Source organism: Arthrobacter pascens (genome assembly GCF_030816475.1).
GTDB classification, from domain to species: Bacteria; Actinomycetota; Actinomycetes; order Actinomycetales; family Micrococcaceae; genus Arthrobacter; species Arthrobacter pascens_B.
Map to the genome: position 1 here is coordinate 494,757 of NZ_JAUSXF010000001.1, position 16,849 is coordinate 511,605.

The 16,849-nt window shown below is 65.6% G+C and carries 13 protein-coding genes and 1 pseudogene; 9 read left to right on the forward strand and 5 right to left on the reverse strand.

Annotated elements, in window-relative coordinates:
- Positions 1-17: 17 nt before the first annotated feature.
- Positions 18-455 carry a CBS domain-containing protein gene (locus tag QFZ40_RS02265; protein ID WP_306902624.1) on the reverse strand — a complete coding sequence of 146 codons (438 nt, stop codon included), beginning with the start codon at positions 453-455 and terminating at the stop codon, positions 18-20.
- A 352-nt stretch (positions 456-807) separates the two neighbouring features.
- Here QFZ40_RS02265 and QFZ40_RS02270 point away from each other — a divergent pair, with 352 nt between their 5' ends.
- From QFZ40_RS02270 to QFZ40_RS02295, 6 genes are all read left to right on the forward strand, one after another.
- A complete protein-coding gene (locus QFZ40_RS02270) occupies positions 808-1,302 on the forward strand; it encodes a nucleoside deaminase (protein ID WP_306902625.1) in 495 nt (164 codons plus the stop codon).
- A 15-nt stretch (positions 1,303-1,317) separates the two neighbouring features.
- Positions 1,318-2,838 carry an NCS2 family permease gene (locus QFZ40_RS02275; protein WP_306902627.1) on the forward strand — a complete coding sequence of 507 codons (1,521 nt, stop codon included), beginning with the start codon at positions 1,318-1,320 and terminating at the stop codon, positions 2,836-2,838.
- 105 nt (positions 2,839-2,943) lie between these two features.
- Entirely contained in the window at positions 2,944-4,239 is a 1,296-nt protein-coding gene (locus QFZ40_RS02280; RefSeq protein ID WP_306902628.1) for an XdhC family protein, read from the forward strand.
- A complete protein-coding gene (locus tag QFZ40_RS02285; protein ID WP_306902629.1) occupies positions 4,230-5,219 on the forward strand; it encodes an FAD binding domain-containing protein in 990 nt (329 codons plus the stop codon). Before QFZ40_RS02280 ends, QFZ40_RS02285 begins: the two co-directional genes overlap by 10 nt.
- Entirely contained in the window at positions 5,219-8,026 is a 2,808-nt protein-coding gene (locus QFZ40_RS02290) for a molybdopterin-dependent oxidoreductase (protein ID WP_306902630.1), read from the forward strand. Before QFZ40_RS02285 ends, QFZ40_RS02290 begins: the two co-directional genes overlap by 1 nt.
- Positions 8,027-8,117: 91 nt before the next feature.
- Positions 8,118-9,098 carry an aldo/keto reductase gene (locus tag QFZ40_RS02295; RefSeq protein WP_306902631.1) on the forward strand — a complete coding sequence of 327 codons (981 nt, stop codon included), beginning with the start codon at positions 8,118-8,120 and terminating at the stop codon, positions 9,096-9,098.
- A gap of 5 nt (positions 9,099-9,103) precedes the next feature.
- Here the strand turns inward: QFZ40_RS02295 and nboR are convergent, their stop codons facing one another.
- Entirely contained in the window at positions 9,104-9,727 is a 624-nt protein-coding gene (gene nboR / locus QFZ40_RS02300) for a nicotine blue oxidoreductase (protein WP_306902632.1), read from the reverse strand.
- 149 nt (positions 9,728-9,876) lie between these two features.
- On the opposite strand from nboR, the gene QFZ40_RS02305 reads away from it, so the two are divergent.
- Positions 9,877-10,638: an SDR family oxidoreductase gene (locus tag QFZ40_RS02305; protein ID WP_306902634.1), complete on the forward strand. Its 762-nt coding sequence runs from the start codon at positions 9,877-9,879 to the stop codon at positions 10,636-10,638.
- A 122-nt stretch (positions 10,639-10,760) separates the two neighbouring features.
- Positions 10,761-12,266 (forward strand): cation:dicarboxylate symporter family transporter, encoded by a 1,506-nt coding sequence (locus QFZ40_RS02310; RefSeq protein WP_306902635.1) that lies wholly within the window; start codon positions 10,761-10,763, stop codon positions 12,264-12,266.
- A gap of 55 nt (positions 12,267-12,321) precedes the next feature.
- Here the strand turns inward: QFZ40_RS02310 and QFZ40_RS02315 are convergent, their stop codons facing one another.
- From QFZ40_RS02315 to QFZ40_RS02325, 3 genes and pseudogenes are all read right to left on the reverse strand, one after another.
- Entirely contained in the window at positions 12,322-12,699 is a 378-nt protein-coding gene (locus QFZ40_RS02315) for a sterol carrier family protein (RefSeq protein WP_306902637.1), read from the reverse strand.
- A 52-nt stretch (positions 12,700-12,751) separates the two neighbouring features.
- Positions 12,752-13,769, reverse strand: a pseudogene (locus QFZ40_RS02320) (asparaginase).
- 36 nt (positions 13,770-13,805) lie between these two features.
- Positions 13,806-15,383 (reverse strand): molybdopterin-dependent oxidoreductase, encoded by a 1,578-nt coding sequence (locus QFZ40_RS02325; RefSeq protein ID WP_306902639.1) that lies wholly within the window; start codon positions 15,381-15,383, stop codon positions 13,806-13,808.
- Positions 15,384-15,531: 148 nt separating this feature from the next.
- Between QFZ40_RS02325 and purD the strand changes: the two genes are divergently transcribed.
- Positions 15,532-16,848, forward strand: a complete 1,317-nt coding sequence (gene purD, locus QFZ40_RS02330) for a phosphoribosylamine--glycine ligase (protein ID WP_306906793.1) — start codon at positions 15,532-15,534, stop codon at positions 16,846-16,848.
- The last annotated feature ends 1 nt before the right edge of the window (position 16,849 follow it).

Sequence of the window (16,849 nt, forward strand, 5' to 3'; positions counted from 1 at the left end):
TTGGTTGCAGCCAGGTACTACGCCATGTTCTCCATGCGCTTCTTGGCTGAAATGTGCTCCACCAGTTCGCCGGTGCGCGCTTCCGAGTAGTTGCGTGCGATGTCGCCCTGGCTGATAATGCCCACCAGCCTGTGGTCGGCGATGACGGGAAGGCGCCTGACCTGGTACCTCTCCATCATCTCGATAGCCTTGTCGATGTTTGCGTCGGCATCGATCCAGTGCGGCGTGCCCTGGGCCAGATCCATGGCCCTGACATCCCTGGGATCCATATTCTCGGCAACGCACCTGATGACGATGTCACGGTCCGTGATGAAGCCCTTGAGTTTGCCGTCGTTGCCACAGATCGGCAGCGATCCACAGTCAAGGTCACGCATCATAGCTGCTGCTTCCTGCAGCGTCTGGTCTTCCCTGACGCACTGCGCGTTGGGGGTCATGAATTCACGTACGACGCTCATTAGTACTCCTTCATCGGTTAGGGTTCGACGCAGGGGCCTCGGCTCCGGCGCCGATGCTGCCAGCCTACGCCCGGGCAAACCTGCTGACTAGGTTCGCGGAAGACCGGTTGGACGGGGTTAAGACCCGGAAACATGGATTTCACATCGCGAAAACTAATTTCCAGAAAAGTATGGCGCAGCCCACATTCCGGTGCTAACCTCGATCTTGCCAAAGGCGGGCACCCGGGCTTCGGGAAGCTATCTACCAGGCGCAACTTAACCTTCACAGCACATGCTGAAGCCTGGTAACCGTCGCATCTGGTTCTACTGGTCCCGCACGGGGTACCGGCTTCCAAGCAAAGGGAGTCGCATCATGAGTACCACCGTCACGGCCGAACAACATTTGGCCAGATCCATCCAGCTGGCAACGGCCAACGTCCTGAACAGCGGCGGCCCTTTTGGCGCCGTGATCGTCACGCAAGACGGACAGTCGTTCGACGGCGTCAACCGGGTCACTGCCGACAACGATCCCACCGCCCATGCCGAGGTCACGGCCATCCGCAGAGCATGCCGGGAGCTAGGCACCTTCGATCTCAGCGGTGCCGTCCTCTACACCAGCTGCGAACCATGCCCCATGTGCCTGGCCTCAGCACTCTGGGCTCGGATTGACAGGGTAGTCTTCGCTGCCGACCGCCATGACGCCGCATCCGTAGGCTTCGACGACGCCGTCTTCTACGAGTACTTCGAAAACCAGGACCGGGACTCCCTGATGCCGGTGGCCAAACTGGAGCTTGTCGATTCCCTGGCTCCCACACCGCTGGAGCCCTTCAACACCTGGAACACGCTCGAATCCAGGATCGATTACTAGGGACCGGTGGCTGACATGACTATCCTTGACCGCTCCCACGAGGAGCATCCGGCTCCATCGCCCCGCACCGCCCAGCCGGGATCAGGCGCGCCCAAGCTGCCGGCGTCGAACATTGCACTGGACCGGTTCTTCCAGGTCACCCGGCGCGGCTCCACCCTGGCCCGCGAATTCCGTGGCGGACTGGTCACTTTCTTCACTATGGCCTACATCGTGATCCTGAACCCGCTGATCCTTGGCGGTTTCAGCGCGGAGAATGCGCCCGCGGACGTTGCGGGAGGCTGGCTGTCAGCCGCCCAGATCGGCGCGGTCACGGGACTGACAGCCGGCATCATGACCATCCTTTTCGGGCTTGTGGCGAACCTCCCGTTCGGACTGGCCGCAGGGCTGGGAATCAACTCGTTCCTGGCCGTTTCCGTGGTCCACGAAGTCACGTGGCCCGAGGCAATGGGGCTGGTGGTAATCAATGGACTGCTGATAGTGCTTTTCGGGGTCACCGGCGCCCGCACTGCCATCTTCCGGGCCGTTCCCAAGGAGCTCAAGGCCGCGATCACGGTAGGGATCGGCCTGTTCATCGCCTTCATCGGCTTTGTGGACTCCGGCTTCATCCGGCCGACGGCGGGCGGTCCGCCCGTCCAGCTGGGCAATGACGGGTCCATCACTTCAATCCCTACCCTCGTTTTCGTGGTGGGCCTGCTGGCCATGGGCATCCTGGTTGCACGGAAGGTCCAGGGCGGCCTGCTGATCGGTATTGTGGCCACCACCGTGCTGGCCGCCGTGGTGGAAGCGGCCCTGAAGCTCGGCACCGCCAGTGCCACCAACCCCGGCGGCTGGCACCTGAACACCCCGGTGCTGTCGGGGCAGCTCGTGTCCGCCCCTGACCTGGGACTGGTCGGCCATTTCGACATGTTCGGCGCCTTCGGCAGGATCGGCGGGCTCGCCGCCACCATGCTGGTGTTCACGCTGGTGTTCACGAACTTCTTCGATGCCATGGGCACCATGACCGGGCTGGCCAAGAGCGCCGGCCTGGCACATAAGGACGGCACCTTCCCGCGCCTCAAGTCAGCCTTCATCGTCGAGGGCTTCGGCGCCGTGGCCGGCGGGGCAACCTCGGGATCCTCCAATACTGTCTACATTGACTCCGCCGCCGGAATCGGCGAGGGCGCCCGCACCGGACTCGCGTCCGTGGTCACGGGAGTGCTCTTCCTGGGCTCCATGTTCCTCACCCCGCTCACCAGCGTGGTTCCGCTGGAAGTAGCGGCAGCGGCACTGGTGGTGGTGGGGGCAATGATGATGGCGCAGATCCGCGAGATCAAATTCAGTAAGTTCTCCGTGGCCCTGCCCGCCTTCCTCACGATCGTCACCATGCCCCTGAGCTACTCGATTGCCAACGGCATTGGTGTGGGCTTCGTGTCCTGGGCCATCATCGGAGCGGCCTCGGGCAAGGCGAAAAAGATCCATCCCCTTATGTGGGTGGTGAGCGCCGGGTTCCTGGTCTACTTCGCCCGCGGTCCGATCAACGTCCTGCTCGGCGGCTGACCGTCGGAACCGCCCCTCGTCCCTATCAGGGCCCATGCTTTCCCCGGACCCCGATAGGAACGACAATATGGAAATCACCACAGCGACGGAAAAAGGAGAGCCGCCATGCTGGACCTGATCCCTTCGCTCAGCGGCTGGACGTCGGTCGCCACGGGCCAACGCTTTGCCATTGCCACTATTGTGTCCGCGACAGGCTCGGCGCCCCGGCCGGTGGGGACGTCCATGCTGGTCTCCGAGTCAGGGTCCGTCCTGGGCAGCCTGTCCGGCGGCTGCGTGGAAGGAGCCGTGGTGGCGGCCGCCCTGGAATCAATCGACGACGGCGGCATCCGCCGTGAAAGGTTCGCGTTCAGCACCACCGATGCGTTCGCCGTCGGTCTGACCTGCGGCGGCGAGCTTGACGTGCACATTGAACCTGCCGGTCCGGACGGGACCCACGGATCCCCGTCCGTGGCCGGACTTCAGCGGCTGGCTTCCAGCGGAGCCTCGGAGCCTTTGGCACTGATCCGCCGCATAGACTCCAACGGCTCCGGCCTGGTGACAGTGGCGGATCCGGCCACATTTGTGGTCACCGGCTCTGCGGAAATTGCCCGGCTCCTGGGGCTGGACGCGGACCTGCACCCGCAGCCCTCCGATACGGCTGCGGCGATGCTGGCAGCTGCCGCCCAGCTCGAACCGCTGCTGCATGGCGGCCGGACCGGGCTGGTGCGTCTCGCGCCCGCCGGCATGTGTGTTGGAGATGAACCGATCACCCTGCTGGTGGAGAGCCGGCTGCCGGCTCCCCGGATGCTGGTATTCGGCGCGAACGACTTCAGTGCCGCCCTGCTGCCGGCCGCCAGGCTGCTCAGTTACCACGTGACCCTCGTGGATGCACGGCCGGCCTTCGCCTCGCAGGAGCGCTTTTCCTCTGCCCATGAAGTGGTCATCGAATGGCCGCACCGGTACCTGGCGGGCGAATCGGCTGCCGGGCGGGTGGACGCCCGAACGGTGCTCTGTGTCCTCACTCATGACCCCAAGTTCGACATCCCGCTGCTGGAAACTGCCCTTGCACTGGATGTCGCATTCGTCGGCGCGCTCGGGTCCCGGCGCAGCCACCTCCACCGCGTCGATGCCCTCCTGGAGGCCGGCGTGCGCCCTGAGCGGATCGCAGCGCTGCATTCACCCCTCGGCCTGGACCTGGGTGCGGTTACTCCGGCGGAGGTGGCGGTCTCCATCACCGCCGAGATCATTGCGGCCCGCAACCCCACAGCGTCCCATGTCCCGCTCCAGGCGACCTCCGGACCCATCCATAGGAGCTCTATCAGCAACCCGATCCCGACGGCCAACCCGGACCCGATCAGCAGCGGCCCTGCCAGCGAAGCCGCCCCGGCCCACGCCGCAGGGCAGGAGACCGCGTGGACATGAACACCATCGAGGCTGTGGTCCGAACCACGGATCCGGCCGACTGGCGCCCCGGCGATGCCTGGCTGGCCGGCGGCACGGTCCTGTTTTCCTATGGCAGCTACGCGTTCGGAGCCGAACCGCTGAAACGCCTGCTGGACCTGGGCTCGGCAGGCTGGCCGGCGGTAACAGTGTCAGACGGAACAAGCGGCGAAGGAACAAGCGGCGCAGGAACAACTGGCGCAGGGATCGAGCTTGCCGCCACCTGTACTGTCGCGGAACTTTATGCCCTTCCCGATACCCTGTCCTCGAATCCGGCCGGGCCCGATCCGGAATGGCCGGGCCTGGACTTGATCCGGCCGTGCTGCGACTCCTTTGTTGCCTCCTTCAAGGTCTGGAACATGTCCACCGTGGGCGGCAACCTCTGCACGTCGCTGCCCGCAGGGCCCGTGATTTCCCTCTGCGCCGGGTTGGACGGGGTTGCCACCATCCTCGGACCCGGCGGCACCAGCCGGACAGTGCCGGTGGCCGACTTCGTGACAGGGGACGGACAAAACTGCCTGGCACCCGGCGAACTGCTGCGCAGCATCCACCTCCCGGCGTCGGCCCTTGCCTCCCGGGTGGCGTTCCGCCGCCTCTCGCTGAGCAACCTGGGCCGGTCAGGAGTGCTGCTGATTGGACGGCTCGACGGCGGTGCATCCTTGGTCCTGACCGTCACCGCCGCGACCAAACGCCCCGTACAGCTCCGCTTCGAAGGGATGCCGGATGCCGCCTCCCTGGTGACAGCCCTGGACGAAGCCATTTCCGGCACCGTGTACCACGACGATATCCATGGGCTTCCTGCCTGGCGGCGGGACATGACCTACCGCTTGGCCGAGGAGATCCGGGCGGAGCTTGCAACAGCTGACGCCAGCGTTCCTGCCCGGGTTTCCGGGGATTTCTGGCCGCCAGCGCCACGCAAAGCATCGGGACAGCACACCACTGCACCGCAGGAAGGGGCCTGATGGCCATCGACATCAACGGCGCTCCGGCCCAGGCGGCGCCGCGCCCCGGTCAATGCCTGCGGACTTTCCTCCGTGAGCAAGGCAACCTGGGCGTCAAAAAAGGCTGTGACGGCGGCGACTGCGGAGCCTGCACCGTCCACGTTGACGGCATGCCGGTGCACAGCTGCATCTACCCCGCTGTCCGGGCCGACGGGCACGCCGTCACCACCATCGAAGGCCTGGCAGATGCCTCCGGCGTTGCGGGCGGGGAACTGCATCCGATGCAGCAGCAGTTCCTGGAGCGCCAGGGCTTCCAGTGCGGCTTCTGCACGGCCGGGATGCTGATGACAGCCGCCACCTTCACCCCGGACCAGAAGGATGACCTGCCCAGAAACCTGAAGGGCAACCTGTGCCGCTGCACGGGATACCGGGCCATTGAGGACGCTGTCTGCGGGCACGCCGGCCACCCTGATCCGGCCGGACCCGGGTCCGGGATCGCAGGGGAAGGCCAGCCGGAACCACGCCGCGGCCAACTCGGTGATGATGCCGCAGCCCCCGCCAGCCTCGCGATTGTCACCGGAGCGGCCCGCTACACGCTCGATGTTCCTGCCAATCAGCTCCAAGGGCTGCTGCACCTGAAACTCCTTCGGTCGCCGCACGCCAACGCCCGCGTGCTCAATATCAACACCCAGGCGGCGCTGAAAGTGCCCGGCGTGGTGGCGGTGCTCACGCACCAGGACGCCCCGGCGCAGCTGTTCTCCACGGCGCAGCACGAGCTTTATACAGACGATCCGGATGACACCCGGGTGCTGGATGATGTTGTCAGGTTCATTGGACAGCGGGTCGCCGCCGTCGTGGCGGAATCGGTGGCTGCGGCGGAAGCCGGCGTCCGGGCACTCGAGGTGGAGTACCAGGAGCTGCCCGCCGTGTTCACCCCGCAGGAGGCCGTGCTGCAGGGCGCCCCACTCGTGCACGGCGACAAGGACAGCCAGACCGCCAGGATCGCCAGGCCGGACGGGAACGTCGTAGCCGAACTGCACTCCGAACTTGGAAGCGTCGCGGATGGCTTCGCAGCCGCGGACTTCATTCACGAACAGACGTACCAGACGCAGCGGGTTCAGCATGTGGCGCTGGAAACGCACGCATCGATCGCGTCCGTGGACAAGGACGGCAGGCTGCAGGTGCGCACATCCAGCCAGGTCCCGTTCCTGGTCCGCCGGACCCTGTGCCGGGTCTTCGGACTGCCAGAGGAGAAGGTCCATGTGGTGGCCGGACGTGTGGGCGGGGGCTTCGGCGGCAAGCAGGAAGTGCTCACGGAAGACATCGTGGCGCTCGCAGCAATGAAACTGGGCAGGCCCGTCCAGCTTGAACTGACCCGGACCGAGCAGTTCACCGCCACCACCACCCGGCACCCCTTCACCATACGGCTCAAAGCGGGCACCAGCTCCGAAGGCCGGCTGACGGCACTTCAGCTGGACGTCCTGACCAACACCGGCGCATACGGCAACCACGCACCCGGCGTGATGTTCCATGGCTGCGGCGAATCGCTGGGCGTGTACAAATGCGCCAACAAGAAAGTGGATGCCCGTGCCGTGTATACCAACACGGTGCCCTCCGGAGCGTTCCGCGGCTACGGCCTGAGCCAGATGATCTTCGCCATCGAATCCGGCATGGACGAGCTCGCTGTGGGCATCGGGATGGACCCGCTGGAATTCCGGCGCCTGAATATGGTGCGGGAGGGGGACCATATGCTGTCCACCCATCCGGAGCCCGAGGAGGACGTCCACTACGGCAGCTACGGCCTGGACCAGTGCACAAACCTGGTCCGGGACGCGCTGGAACGGGGCCGCGAACGTTATCGCGCCGCCGGGCTCGACGACCTGGGACCTGAGTGGACCACAGGCGAAGGGACTGCGCTGTCCATGATCGACACCGCACCGCCGCGCGGCCACTTTGCCCATTCGAAGCTCCGGCTCCTGCCGGACGGCAGCTACCAGGCCGACGTCGGCACTGCGGAGTTCGGCAACGGCACCACCACAGTGCACGCCCAGCTCGCGGCCACAGCGCTGTCCACGGAGGCCTCCCGGGTCGCTGTGCGGCAGTCGGACACGGACCTGATCGAACACGACACAGGGGCGTTCGGATCGGCGGGAACTGTAGTTGCAGGCAAAGCGACGCTCGCGGCAGCAGAGGAACTCGCAGTCCGCATCCGGGCGTTCGCTGCCGGAATCCGCCAGGTCCAGTCGTCGGGCTGCATCCTCGACGGCGACTCCGTCATCTGTGAGGGAACTCCCGTCCCGCTGTCGGAACTCGCGCAGGCGGCCGCGGATGCCGGCGTCGAACTGGCGGCGGAAGGACGATGGGGCGGCACGCCGCGGTCCGTCGCCTTCAACGTGCACGGCTTCCGGGTTGCGGTGAACCGCGGCACCGGCGAGCTGCGGATCCTGCAGAGCGTCCAGGCCGCGGACGCCGGGGTAGTGGTCAATCCGAGGCAGTGCCGCGGCCAGATCGAGGGCGGCATCGCGCAGGCCCTGGGTGCTGCACTGTACGAGGAAGTGGTGGTGGACGACGGCGGCCGGGTGACCACGGACATCCTGCGGCAGTACCACATTCCAACCTTTGCGGACGTGCCGCGGAGCGAGGTGTACTTCGCCGATACCAACGACAAAATGGGCCCGCTGGGAGCGAAGTCCATGAGTGAAAGCCCCTTCAACCCGGTGGCCCCTGCACTGGCGAATGCCATCCGCGATGCTACAGGCGTCCGCTTCGCCGAGCTGCCCATCGCGCGGGACAAGATCTACCTTGGCCTCAGGAACGCCCCTTCTTAAGGCAACGCGGGGTCACTTAAGGCCGATGTTGGGGCCCGGCATAGGCGTTAAGTGACCCCGCGTTGCAGTGTGGAGGCCATATAGTCGTGGAATGGAACAGCGCATATTAGGCAAGACCGGACGCAGCGTCTCTGTTGTGGGACTGGGAACCTGGCAGCTCGGCGCCGACTGGGGGAACGTGGACCAGCGCCAGGCCCAGGAAATCCTTGCCGCCTCCGTGGAAGCAGGTGTGACGTTCTTTGACACGGCCGATGTCTATGGCGACGGCCGCAGCGAGCAGGCCATCGGGAGGTTTCGGAAGGACAATCCCGGGCTTGACCTGACCGTGGCAACCAAGATGGGCCGCCGGCTGGAGCAGCTTCCCCAGAACTACAACTTGTCCAACTTCCGCCAGTGGGTGGACCGCTCCCGGCACAACCTGGACACGGACAGCCTCGACCTCGTCCAGCTGCATTGCCCGCCCAGCCCCGTCTACAGCAACTCAGAGGTGTACGACGCGCTGGATACCCTGGTGTCCGAGGGGGCCATCCGGAACTACGGCGTCAGCGTGGAGCGGACTGATGAGGCCCTCGAAGCGATCCGCCACGAGGGAACCGCTTCCGTCCAGATCATCCTCAACGCCTTCCGGCTCAAGCCGCTGGACGAGGTCCTGCCTGCTGCGAAGGCAGCAGGCGTGGGTATCATCGCCCGGGTGCCGCTGGCCTCAGGCCTGCTCTCCGGCAAATACTCGAAGGACACGTCCTTCGCCGAGAACGACCACCGCAATTTCAACCGCACGGGAGCCTCGTTCGACGTCGGCGAGACGTTCTCCGGGGTGGACTACGAGTTGGGACTTAAAGCCGTGGCCGAGTTCGAGCAGCTCGTGCCGCCGGGCACGGGCACTGCACAGGCGGCTATTGCCTGGATCGCCGCCCAGGACGGCGTCACCTCCGTGATCCCCGGTGCCCGCAACGCGAAACAGGCCAAGGAGAATGCTGCGGCCGCCGATGTGGTCCTTGGTGAAGAGTTCGACGCCGGCGTGCGGTGGATCTACGACCACTATTTCCGCGAGGCCATCCACCCCCGTTGGTGAAACTGCTACGAACGCTCCTGCAGCAGGTGCATCTGCTCCGGGGTGTCGATGTCCTCGCCTGTGGACTGGTCGCTGCAGTCCACCTGGTCCACGAGTCCGGGGTGCGTCCGGAGGAATAGGCGCGCGCCGGCGTCGCCCTCTATGGTGCTTTCCACTGCGGCGCGAAGGGTGGCATCTATCAGCAGGGGATGCCCGCGCCGCATGCCCCCAGGCTGGCCGCCGTCCTGATACGCGGCGGCGGTAATCCTGCCTGGCCGATGGACGGCCAGGAGTCGTCCGACGGTGCGGGCAGTGAGGCCCGGCTGGTCCACGAGCGCCACCAGGAGATGGTCTGCCGGATCCGCGGACCTGGATCCCAGGAGGAAGGAACTGCCCATCCCGGAGGGCCAGTCCTGGTTCACCACCGTTCGGTAGCGGTCAAGATGGGCAGTGGCGCTGACGTCCGCCGCCCTGGCCCCGAGCACCACCAACACTTCACGACAGCCACCGTCCAGAAGCGCGTCGGCGACGGCTTCCACCAGGGGGCGGCCACGGTAGGGAAGCAGGGCCTTTGGTCCCATGCCCAGGCGCGTCCCCGCGCCGGCAGCAAGCACTACGCCGGTGGTCCTGGTCTGGCTGGCGTTCCCCATAGGATCACACTATCCGAGTCCTTTCGTCATGAACTTAGTCATTGAACGCCATCCCCCGATTTCATATGTCGAGAAAACTTCTTGCTAATCGAGATTAGCTAGGCTGTGGCTACCAGCCAATTGTGACTGTGACACAAAGGAGCGAGCACGTGACCAGCAACAAGGAAACCGCAAGGGTGGCAGTGGTCACCGGGGCCGGCTCGGGCATAGGCAGGGCCGTCTCCCGGCTGATGCTCGCCGAGGGCTATCGCGTTGCCCTTGCCGGACGGCGCGAAAACCAGCTGCTGGAGACGGCGGACGGGCATGCGCAGGCGCTGACGGTGACGTGTGACGTCACCAAGCCCGACGACGTCGAGCACCTTTTCGAAGCTGCGCTCCAGCGGTGGGGGAGGGTGGATGTCCTGTTCAACAATGCGGGGATCTTTGGTCCGGCGGCATCCGTCGACGAGATCAGCCTGGACGACTGGAACGCCACCCTTGCCGTCAACCTCACGGGGTCGATGTTGTGTGCCGCTGCGGCGGTACGGGATATGAAGGCGCAGGATCCGCAGGGCGGCCGGATCATCAACAACGGCTCCATCTCGGCCCATTCGCCGCGACCCCGGACGGTCGCTTATACGGTCACCAAGCATGCGATGACGGGACTGACCAGGAGCATAGAGCTGGACGGCCGCGGCTTTGGCATCACGTGCGGTCAGATCGACATCGGCAATACGGCCACCGAAATCATGGACACCATCGGTGTGGGCTCCGGCGCCCTGCAGCCCGACGGGAGCCGCCGCATTGAACCCATGTTCCCGGTGGAGGACGCTGCGCGTGCCGTGCTGCTGATGGCCGGCATGCCTGCCTCAGCAAGTGTCGGTTCCCTGGTCGTTACTGCCGCCGGGATGCCCTTCATCGGGCGCGGCTGAATCGGCCACTCCTAAATTCCATAATATGGAATTACATTTTCCTCTTGCGGAAATATGTGACCGGGGTTACTTTTGGAAAAGACCCCGGTCCGGGGCTGTTCCCGATTGATAGGTACAGATCAATGAAGATCCCAGATCCCGCGGCGCTGAAGGCGAGTTCGGCGCCGCTGAAGAAGAAGCCCCTGTACAGGTCGCTCTTCTTCCAAATTCTGATCGCCGTCGTGGCAGGTGTTCTCATCGGACATTTCTGGCCGGACCTTGGTTCGCAGCTGAGGCCGCTGGGCGATGGATTTATCCAGCTCATCAAGATGATCATCGCGCCGCTGATTTTCCTCGTGATTGTCACGGGCATCTCGGCCGTAGGCGACGTCAAGGCGGTCGGAAGGGTAGGCGTCAAGGCTCTCCTGTACTTCACCGCGGCCACCCTTTTCGCACTGGTCTTCGGGCTGGTCGTAGGCAACATCGTCCAGCCCGGTGCCGGGCTGAACATCGATCCCAACACCCTGTCCCAGGATGCCCTCACCGCGAAAACGGGCACCACGCCGCCCAAGGACGCCGCCCACTTCATCCTGGACATCATTCCCACCAGCGTCATCGGCGCCTTTGCGAGCAACAGCCTGCTGCAGGTCCTCTTCTTCTCGGTCTTCTTCGGTTCGGCCATCGTCGTCGTCGGCCGTGAGCGCTGCATGCCTGTCATCAGCCTCATGGAGACAGTCCTTGAGCTCATTTTCAAGATCATGTCCTGGATCATGAAGGTGGCACCCATCGGTGCCTTCGGCGCCATGGCGTTCATCATCGGCCAGTATGGCCTCGGCACGCTGGGCACCTACGCCAAGCTGATCGCCGCATGTTATGGAGCCGCCATCATCTTCATCGCGCTGCTGTTCATCGTGGCCTGGAGTTTCGCCCGCGTTCCGCTGTGGCAATTCCTCAAGTACACGCGTGAGGAGTTCCTGCTCGCCCTCGGCACCGCCTCCACCGAAGCCGTGATGCCGCGCATCATGACCAAGCTGACCAATGCGGGCTGCTCACGTGCCACCACCGGACTGGTGGTCCCCACCGGGTACTCCTTCAACCTCGACGGCGCCGCGATCTACCTGTCGATCTCGCTCCTCTTCCTCGCCCAGGCCTTCGGCCACAACCTAGACCTTGGCCAGCAACTGGCGGCACTGGGCGTGCTGCTCCTGACGTCCAAAGGCATGGCCGGCGTTCCGGGCTCCTCGTTCCTGGCGCTGTCCGCCACGGCCGCAGCACTCGGCATTTTCCCGGTTGCCGGAGTCGCACTGCTGCTCGGCGCGGACCGCCTGATGGATTCGATGCGTGTGGTGGTGAACCTCCTGGGCAACTGTGTTGCCACTTTCGTGGTCTCCACCTGGGAAGGCCAGTTCGACCGCAGTGTGATGGTCAGGGCTTTCCGGGGCGAAATCACCAACCACGATTCCGCGATCATGCTCGGTGTCGAGGACGACTTCGAGGACCAGGAGCTGGAACGCATCAGCGGCGGGCAGCAGCCGTCCCCCAAGTTCCGGGGCGGCCCGAACCCGGATGAGATCCCTGAATTCCAGATGAGCAGGCCCGCTCCTGCTTCCGTGCCGGAGGCGCCTCCGGCACCGGCGGGACGCGAGTAAGTTTCCCTCCTCATGGAACCCCGTCCTGCCAGGGCGGGGTTCCTTGCGTCCGGCCCTAGAGCGGCAGCAGTCCGGAGAGGTCCGCGCGCAGCCCCGATGCCGCCACCCGCCCGGCCGCCACGGCGTCTGCCCAGCTCAACTGGCCGCTCACCATTGCCAGCCAGGTGCCGGCGTCGCACTCAATGACGTTGGGGGGAGTTCCGCGTGTGTGGCGGGGGCCCTCCACGCACTGGGTGACACCGAACGGCGGCACACGCACTTCCACGGAGTTGCCCGGTGCCCGAGCGGTCACTTCTTCCAACGAGTACCGGACGGCGGTGGCGGTGACGCTGCGGGGGACAGGATCGTTCGACGCCGAACGGGCGGCTTCCTGCCAGGCGGCCAGTGCCGCCATCCCTTCTTCGACGCCAATACGACGGCGGGCTATCGCCATGCGGCCGGCCTCCCTTCAAAACGGGGTTGGGACAGTCCCTGATAGATCAAGGTCAGTCGAGCAGTGCGGACACTGCCGGGCCCAGGCGGATCTTGCCGACCGGCCGCCCGCCGCCCAACACGGGTTCAACCACTTTTTCCAGGACGCTGGAGACACCGGGGATGTCCACCGCTCCGGCTGCGGCCAGGAGCGTCAGCCCCACCAGGGAGGTGGCTCGGAGGTTGCCGTCCAGCACCTTAACGGCAACGGACACGCCCTGCGGAGTGGCCATCGCCAGCACTCCCTCAGCGCCGATCTTCGCGATGATCCCCAGCTCGTCCATCACTATGGTGTTTGACTCGCCAGCGCCCTGGACCGCCCACGGGTAGTCGAGCATGGAGGTGGCAATGGTGGCGGCGCGGGCGTTGGAGTTCCCGTCAGCGGGAGCCTTGGCCAGCAGTGAAAACGCGCGGGCCAGTCCAAGGAGCGAAATTGCTGCCACAGGGGCGCCGCAGCCGTCGATGCCAAGGTGGGCAATCCGTTCGCCGGCGTATTCTTCAATCACGCTCCGGACGCGCTGCTGCAGCGGGTGGTTTGGCTCAAGGTAGCTGTGGGTGTCCCAGCCGTTTTCCATGCATGCCCAGAGGAAGGCGGCGTGCTTGCCGGAACAGTTGAAGGCGAGTTTGGATTTGCCGCGTTCGGAACGGACCAGCCAGTTCCGGGCTGTCTCGTCTTGCGGCCAGGCAGCCGGGCATTGCAGCTGGTCCTCCCGGACGCCCGCGGCTTTGAGCATTCCCTCCACCACGTCCATGTGGTCCAGGGAGCCCACATGGCTGGCACACGCAAGTGCCACCTGGGCGCCGCGCAGAGGAACGCCCGACTGCATCGAGGCGAGGGCCTGCAGGGGCTTGAGTGCGGACCGGGCGTAGATGGGGGTAGTGATGTCTCCCAGTTCCGTGACCACGGTGCCATCGGCGGCCAGGACTACAGCCGAGCCGACGTGCCGTGACTCCACAAAACCGCTGCGTTCCACCACGGCCAGTTCGACGGCGGAGTCCACGGTAAAAGGTGGCATGGGGGTTGTGTGGCATGAAGCCAGTCTAGGGGCCCTGAACTCGAATCCCCGGCTACTCCACGGTCACCATGACGGCCTGCCAGCCGGAGGCGCCGTCGGGTACCGGGTCGGCACGCCTGTCTGTCTGCACCTCACCGGTTCCGTCGGTGGCGCGGACCCTGATGTAGTGCTGCCCGGAGGTTGCTTCCCAGTCGAAGGACCACTGCCGCCACGTGACCAGTGATGCCTCAGCGGACAACACGGCCCGGGCCCATTCGCCGTTGTCGATCTGGACTTCCACCATGGTGATGCCGCGGGTCTGTGCCCACGCCGTGCCGCCGATCGCAACCCGTCCGGCCTGTACCCTGGCGAACGGTTTCGGCACCTCCACCCGGGCCATGGTCTTAATGGGACCGCGCTCTGACCAGCCGCGCCGCGTCCAGTAGGCCTTGCTGTCAGCGAAGCGTGTCACCTCAAGGTCCACCAGCCATTTGGTGGCCGAGACGAACCCGTACAAGCCCGGCACCACCATGCGCACGGGGTATCCGTGTTCCAGCGGAAGCGGCTCACCGTTCATGGCGATGGCCAGCATGGCGTCCCGGTCATCCTGCAGGACCTCCAGCGGCGTGGAGGCACTGAAGCCGTCCACCGACGTCGAAAGCACCATGTCTGCGCCGTCCCTGGGGCCTGCCCGCTTGAGCACCTCGCGGATCGGCAGCCCCAGCCATCGTGCGTTCCCGGCGAGGTTTCCGCCCACCGGATTGGAGACACAAGTAAGGGTTACATGGGATTCGATGAGGTCGGCGTCGAGCAGGTCCCGGAACGTGAGGCGGACCTCCTGTTCAACGAGGCCATGCACCCTCAGTTCCCACTCCTCGACATTTATTTCGGGAACGCTGAGCGCTGTGTCGATCCGGTAAAAGTCGCCGTTGGGCGTCAGCCAGGGCGTCACGCCGGCCACCGGGGACTGTACTCCGGCCGGCACGGGCGGGGCTGATCTCCGCGGGTCGGGCAGCCGCAACGCCTCCCGGGCCGAGGCGATGTTGCTCCTGGCCGTACTGAGCACGCGGCCGCCTGTGGCAGCGATTCCCGCGGCTGTGGCGGTGATGCTGACGGCGGCGAAGAATCCACGGCGGCTCGTGGCTGGCCGTTCCGGGTCCTTTGCCGCCGTGTCCGCGGGCGCGTCGGGCCACGCACTAAGCCTCCGCAGGGGCCTGACCAGGAGCTGCAGCACCATCAGCCCGGCCAGCGTGCCCGCCAGTGTAGGGATGGCATCCAGCGGCCTGACGCCGGCGCGCGTCACCACACTGGCCACCATCACCGCGCCCATCAGCAGCACACCCGCTGCACCAAGCACCGGCCAACGGTAGGCCACCACACCCAGCACGCATGCCAGGAGGAAAATGGTCAAACCCATGCCCGCAAACAGCACGGCCTTGTCCTGAGTGCCGAACGTGGCAATGGCGAAATCCTTCATCCACGGCGGCGTGAAGTCGATGAACGTGGATCCGAGGGCAATGACGGGCGTGGCCCGTGCCGTGAAGAACGCCCCCGTCAGTTCCGCGACGGACAGGACGACGGCGGCAGCCGCCACCCCGGCCAGCGCTGCCATGGCCGTGGGACCCTTGAGCCAGTTCATCAGCTTCTTCATGCCGCTGGTTCGTAGCTGCTGCCACGGCGGATTGTTCCGGCTGCATTTTGGATGTACTGGTTTTTGATGCACGGGCTCCTGTCCGACGAAACCTCGGCGGGGACCCAGCTTAGGAGCCAGCCGGGTGCACAAAGTACGCTTGGAGACTGTGAAGGTACTCGTCATCGGCCCCGGAGGCCGCGAACACGCCATTGTCCGCTCCCTGCTCGCCGACCCCAACGTGTCCGAGGTCCATGCAGCTCCCGGCAACGCCGGCATCAGCAAGCTGGTTCCCACCCACGACATCAACGGCAATGATCCTGATGCTGTGGCGGCCCTGGCCACCAAGCTGACCGCGGACCTGGTGGTTGTAGGCCCTGAGGCTCCGCTTGCCGCGGGGGTGGCCGACGCCGTCCGCGCAGCCGGCATCCCGGTGTTCGGGCCCAGCAAGGCCGCCGCGCAGCTGGAGGCCTCCAAGGCCTTCGCGAAGGAAATCATGGCCGAAGCCGGAGTTCCCACGGCCATGGCCATGGTCGCAGCCAGCGCTGAGGAAGCAGCCTCGGCCCTGGACACTTTCGGTGCGCCTTTCGTGGTGAAGGACGACGGCCTGGCTGCCGGCAAGGGTGTGGTGGTCACCAATGACCGCGAGGAAGCCCTGGCCCACGCCCAGGCGTGCTTCGACGCGGGCGGGACCGTGGTGATCGAGGAATTCCTGGACGGGCCCGAGGTCTCCATCTTCGTCCTGTGTGATGGCCGCAACACGGTGCCGCTGTCCCCGGCGCAGGACTTCAAACGGATCTTCGACAACGACGAAGGCCCCAACACCGGCGGCATGGGCGCTTACACGCCTCTTGAATGGGCTCCCGAGGGCCTGGTCCAGGAGGTCATCGACCGCGTGGCCCAGCCCACCGTCAACGAAATGGCCCGCCGCGGCACGCCGTTTGTGGGCGTGCTGTTCGTCGGGCTGGCCCTGACCTCCCGGGGTACCCGGGTCATCGAATTCAACGTCCGCTTCGGCGACCCCGAAACCCAGGCCGTGCTGGCCCGCCTCAAGACACCGCTCGGTGCGCTGCTGATGGCAGCCGCCAAGGGCGAACTGGACAAGGCGGAAGAGCTGCGCTGGTCAAAGGAAACGGCTGTCGCCGTCGTCGTCGCTTCAGAAAACTACCCGGGCACACCGCGAACCGGTGACCGTATCCGGGGACTGAAGAAGGTGGATGAGCTGGACGGGGTGCACGTAATCCACGCCGGCACCGCATTCGACGACTACGGCAAGGTGGTTTCCGCCGGCGGCCGGGTGCTCGCCGTGGTTGCCCTCGGCAGCGACCTCGTGGAAGCGCGCGAAAGGGCGTACGACGGCGTGGAGCTGGTTCAGCTGGAAGGCGCCCAGTTCCGGACGGACATCGGCGGCAAGGCGGCCCGCGGCGAGATCAAGGTGTCATCCAACACAACAGCCTCGCTGCCCGTGACGAAAACAAAGGCATAGC

What these genes read in the sequence shown, in the direction of transcription:
- QFZ40_RS02265 (WP_306902624.1), bottom strand. Translation starts at nt 455, where the DNA reads ATGAGCGTCGTACGTGAATTCATGACCCCCAACGCGCAGTGCGTCAGG.
- QFZ40_RS02270 (WP_306902625.1), top strand. Translation starts at nt 808, where the DNA reads ATGAGTACCACCGTCACGGCCGAACAACATTTGGCCAGATCCATCCAG.
- QFZ40_RS02275 (WP_306902627.1), top strand. Translation starts at nt 1,318, where the DNA reads ATGACTATCCTTGACCGCTCCCACGAGGAGCATCCGGCTCCATCGCCC.
- QFZ40_RS02280 (WP_306902628.1), top strand. Translation starts at nt 2,944, where the DNA reads ATGCTGGACCTGATCCCTTCGCTCAGCGGCTGGACGTCGGTCGCCACG.
- QFZ40_RS02290 (WP_306902630.1), top strand. Translation starts at nt 5,219, where the DNA reads ATGGCCATCGACATCAACGGCGCTCCGGCCCAGGCGGCGCCGCGCCCC.
- QFZ40_RS02295 (WP_306902631.1), top strand. Translation starts at nt 8,118, where the DNA reads ATGGAACAGCGCATATTAGGCAAGACCGGACGCAGCGTCTCTGTTGTG.
- nboR (WP_306902632.1), bottom strand. Translation starts at nt 9,727, where the DNA reads ATGGGGAACGCCAGCCAGACCAGGACCACCGGCGTAGTGCTTGCTGCC.
- QFZ40_RS02310 (WP_306902635.1), top strand. Translation starts at nt 10,761, where the DNA reads ATGAAGATCCCAGATCCCGCGGCGCTGAAGGCGAGTTCGGCGCCGCTG.
- QFZ40_RS02315 (WP_306902637.1), bottom strand. Translation starts at nt 12,699, where the DNA reads ATGGCGATAGCCCGCCGTCGTATTGGCGTCGAAGAAGGGATGGCGGCA.
- QFZ40_RS02325 (WP_306902639.1), bottom strand. Translation starts at nt 15,383, where the DNA reads ATGAAGAAGCTGATGAACTGGCTCAAGGGTCCCACGGCCATGGCAGCG.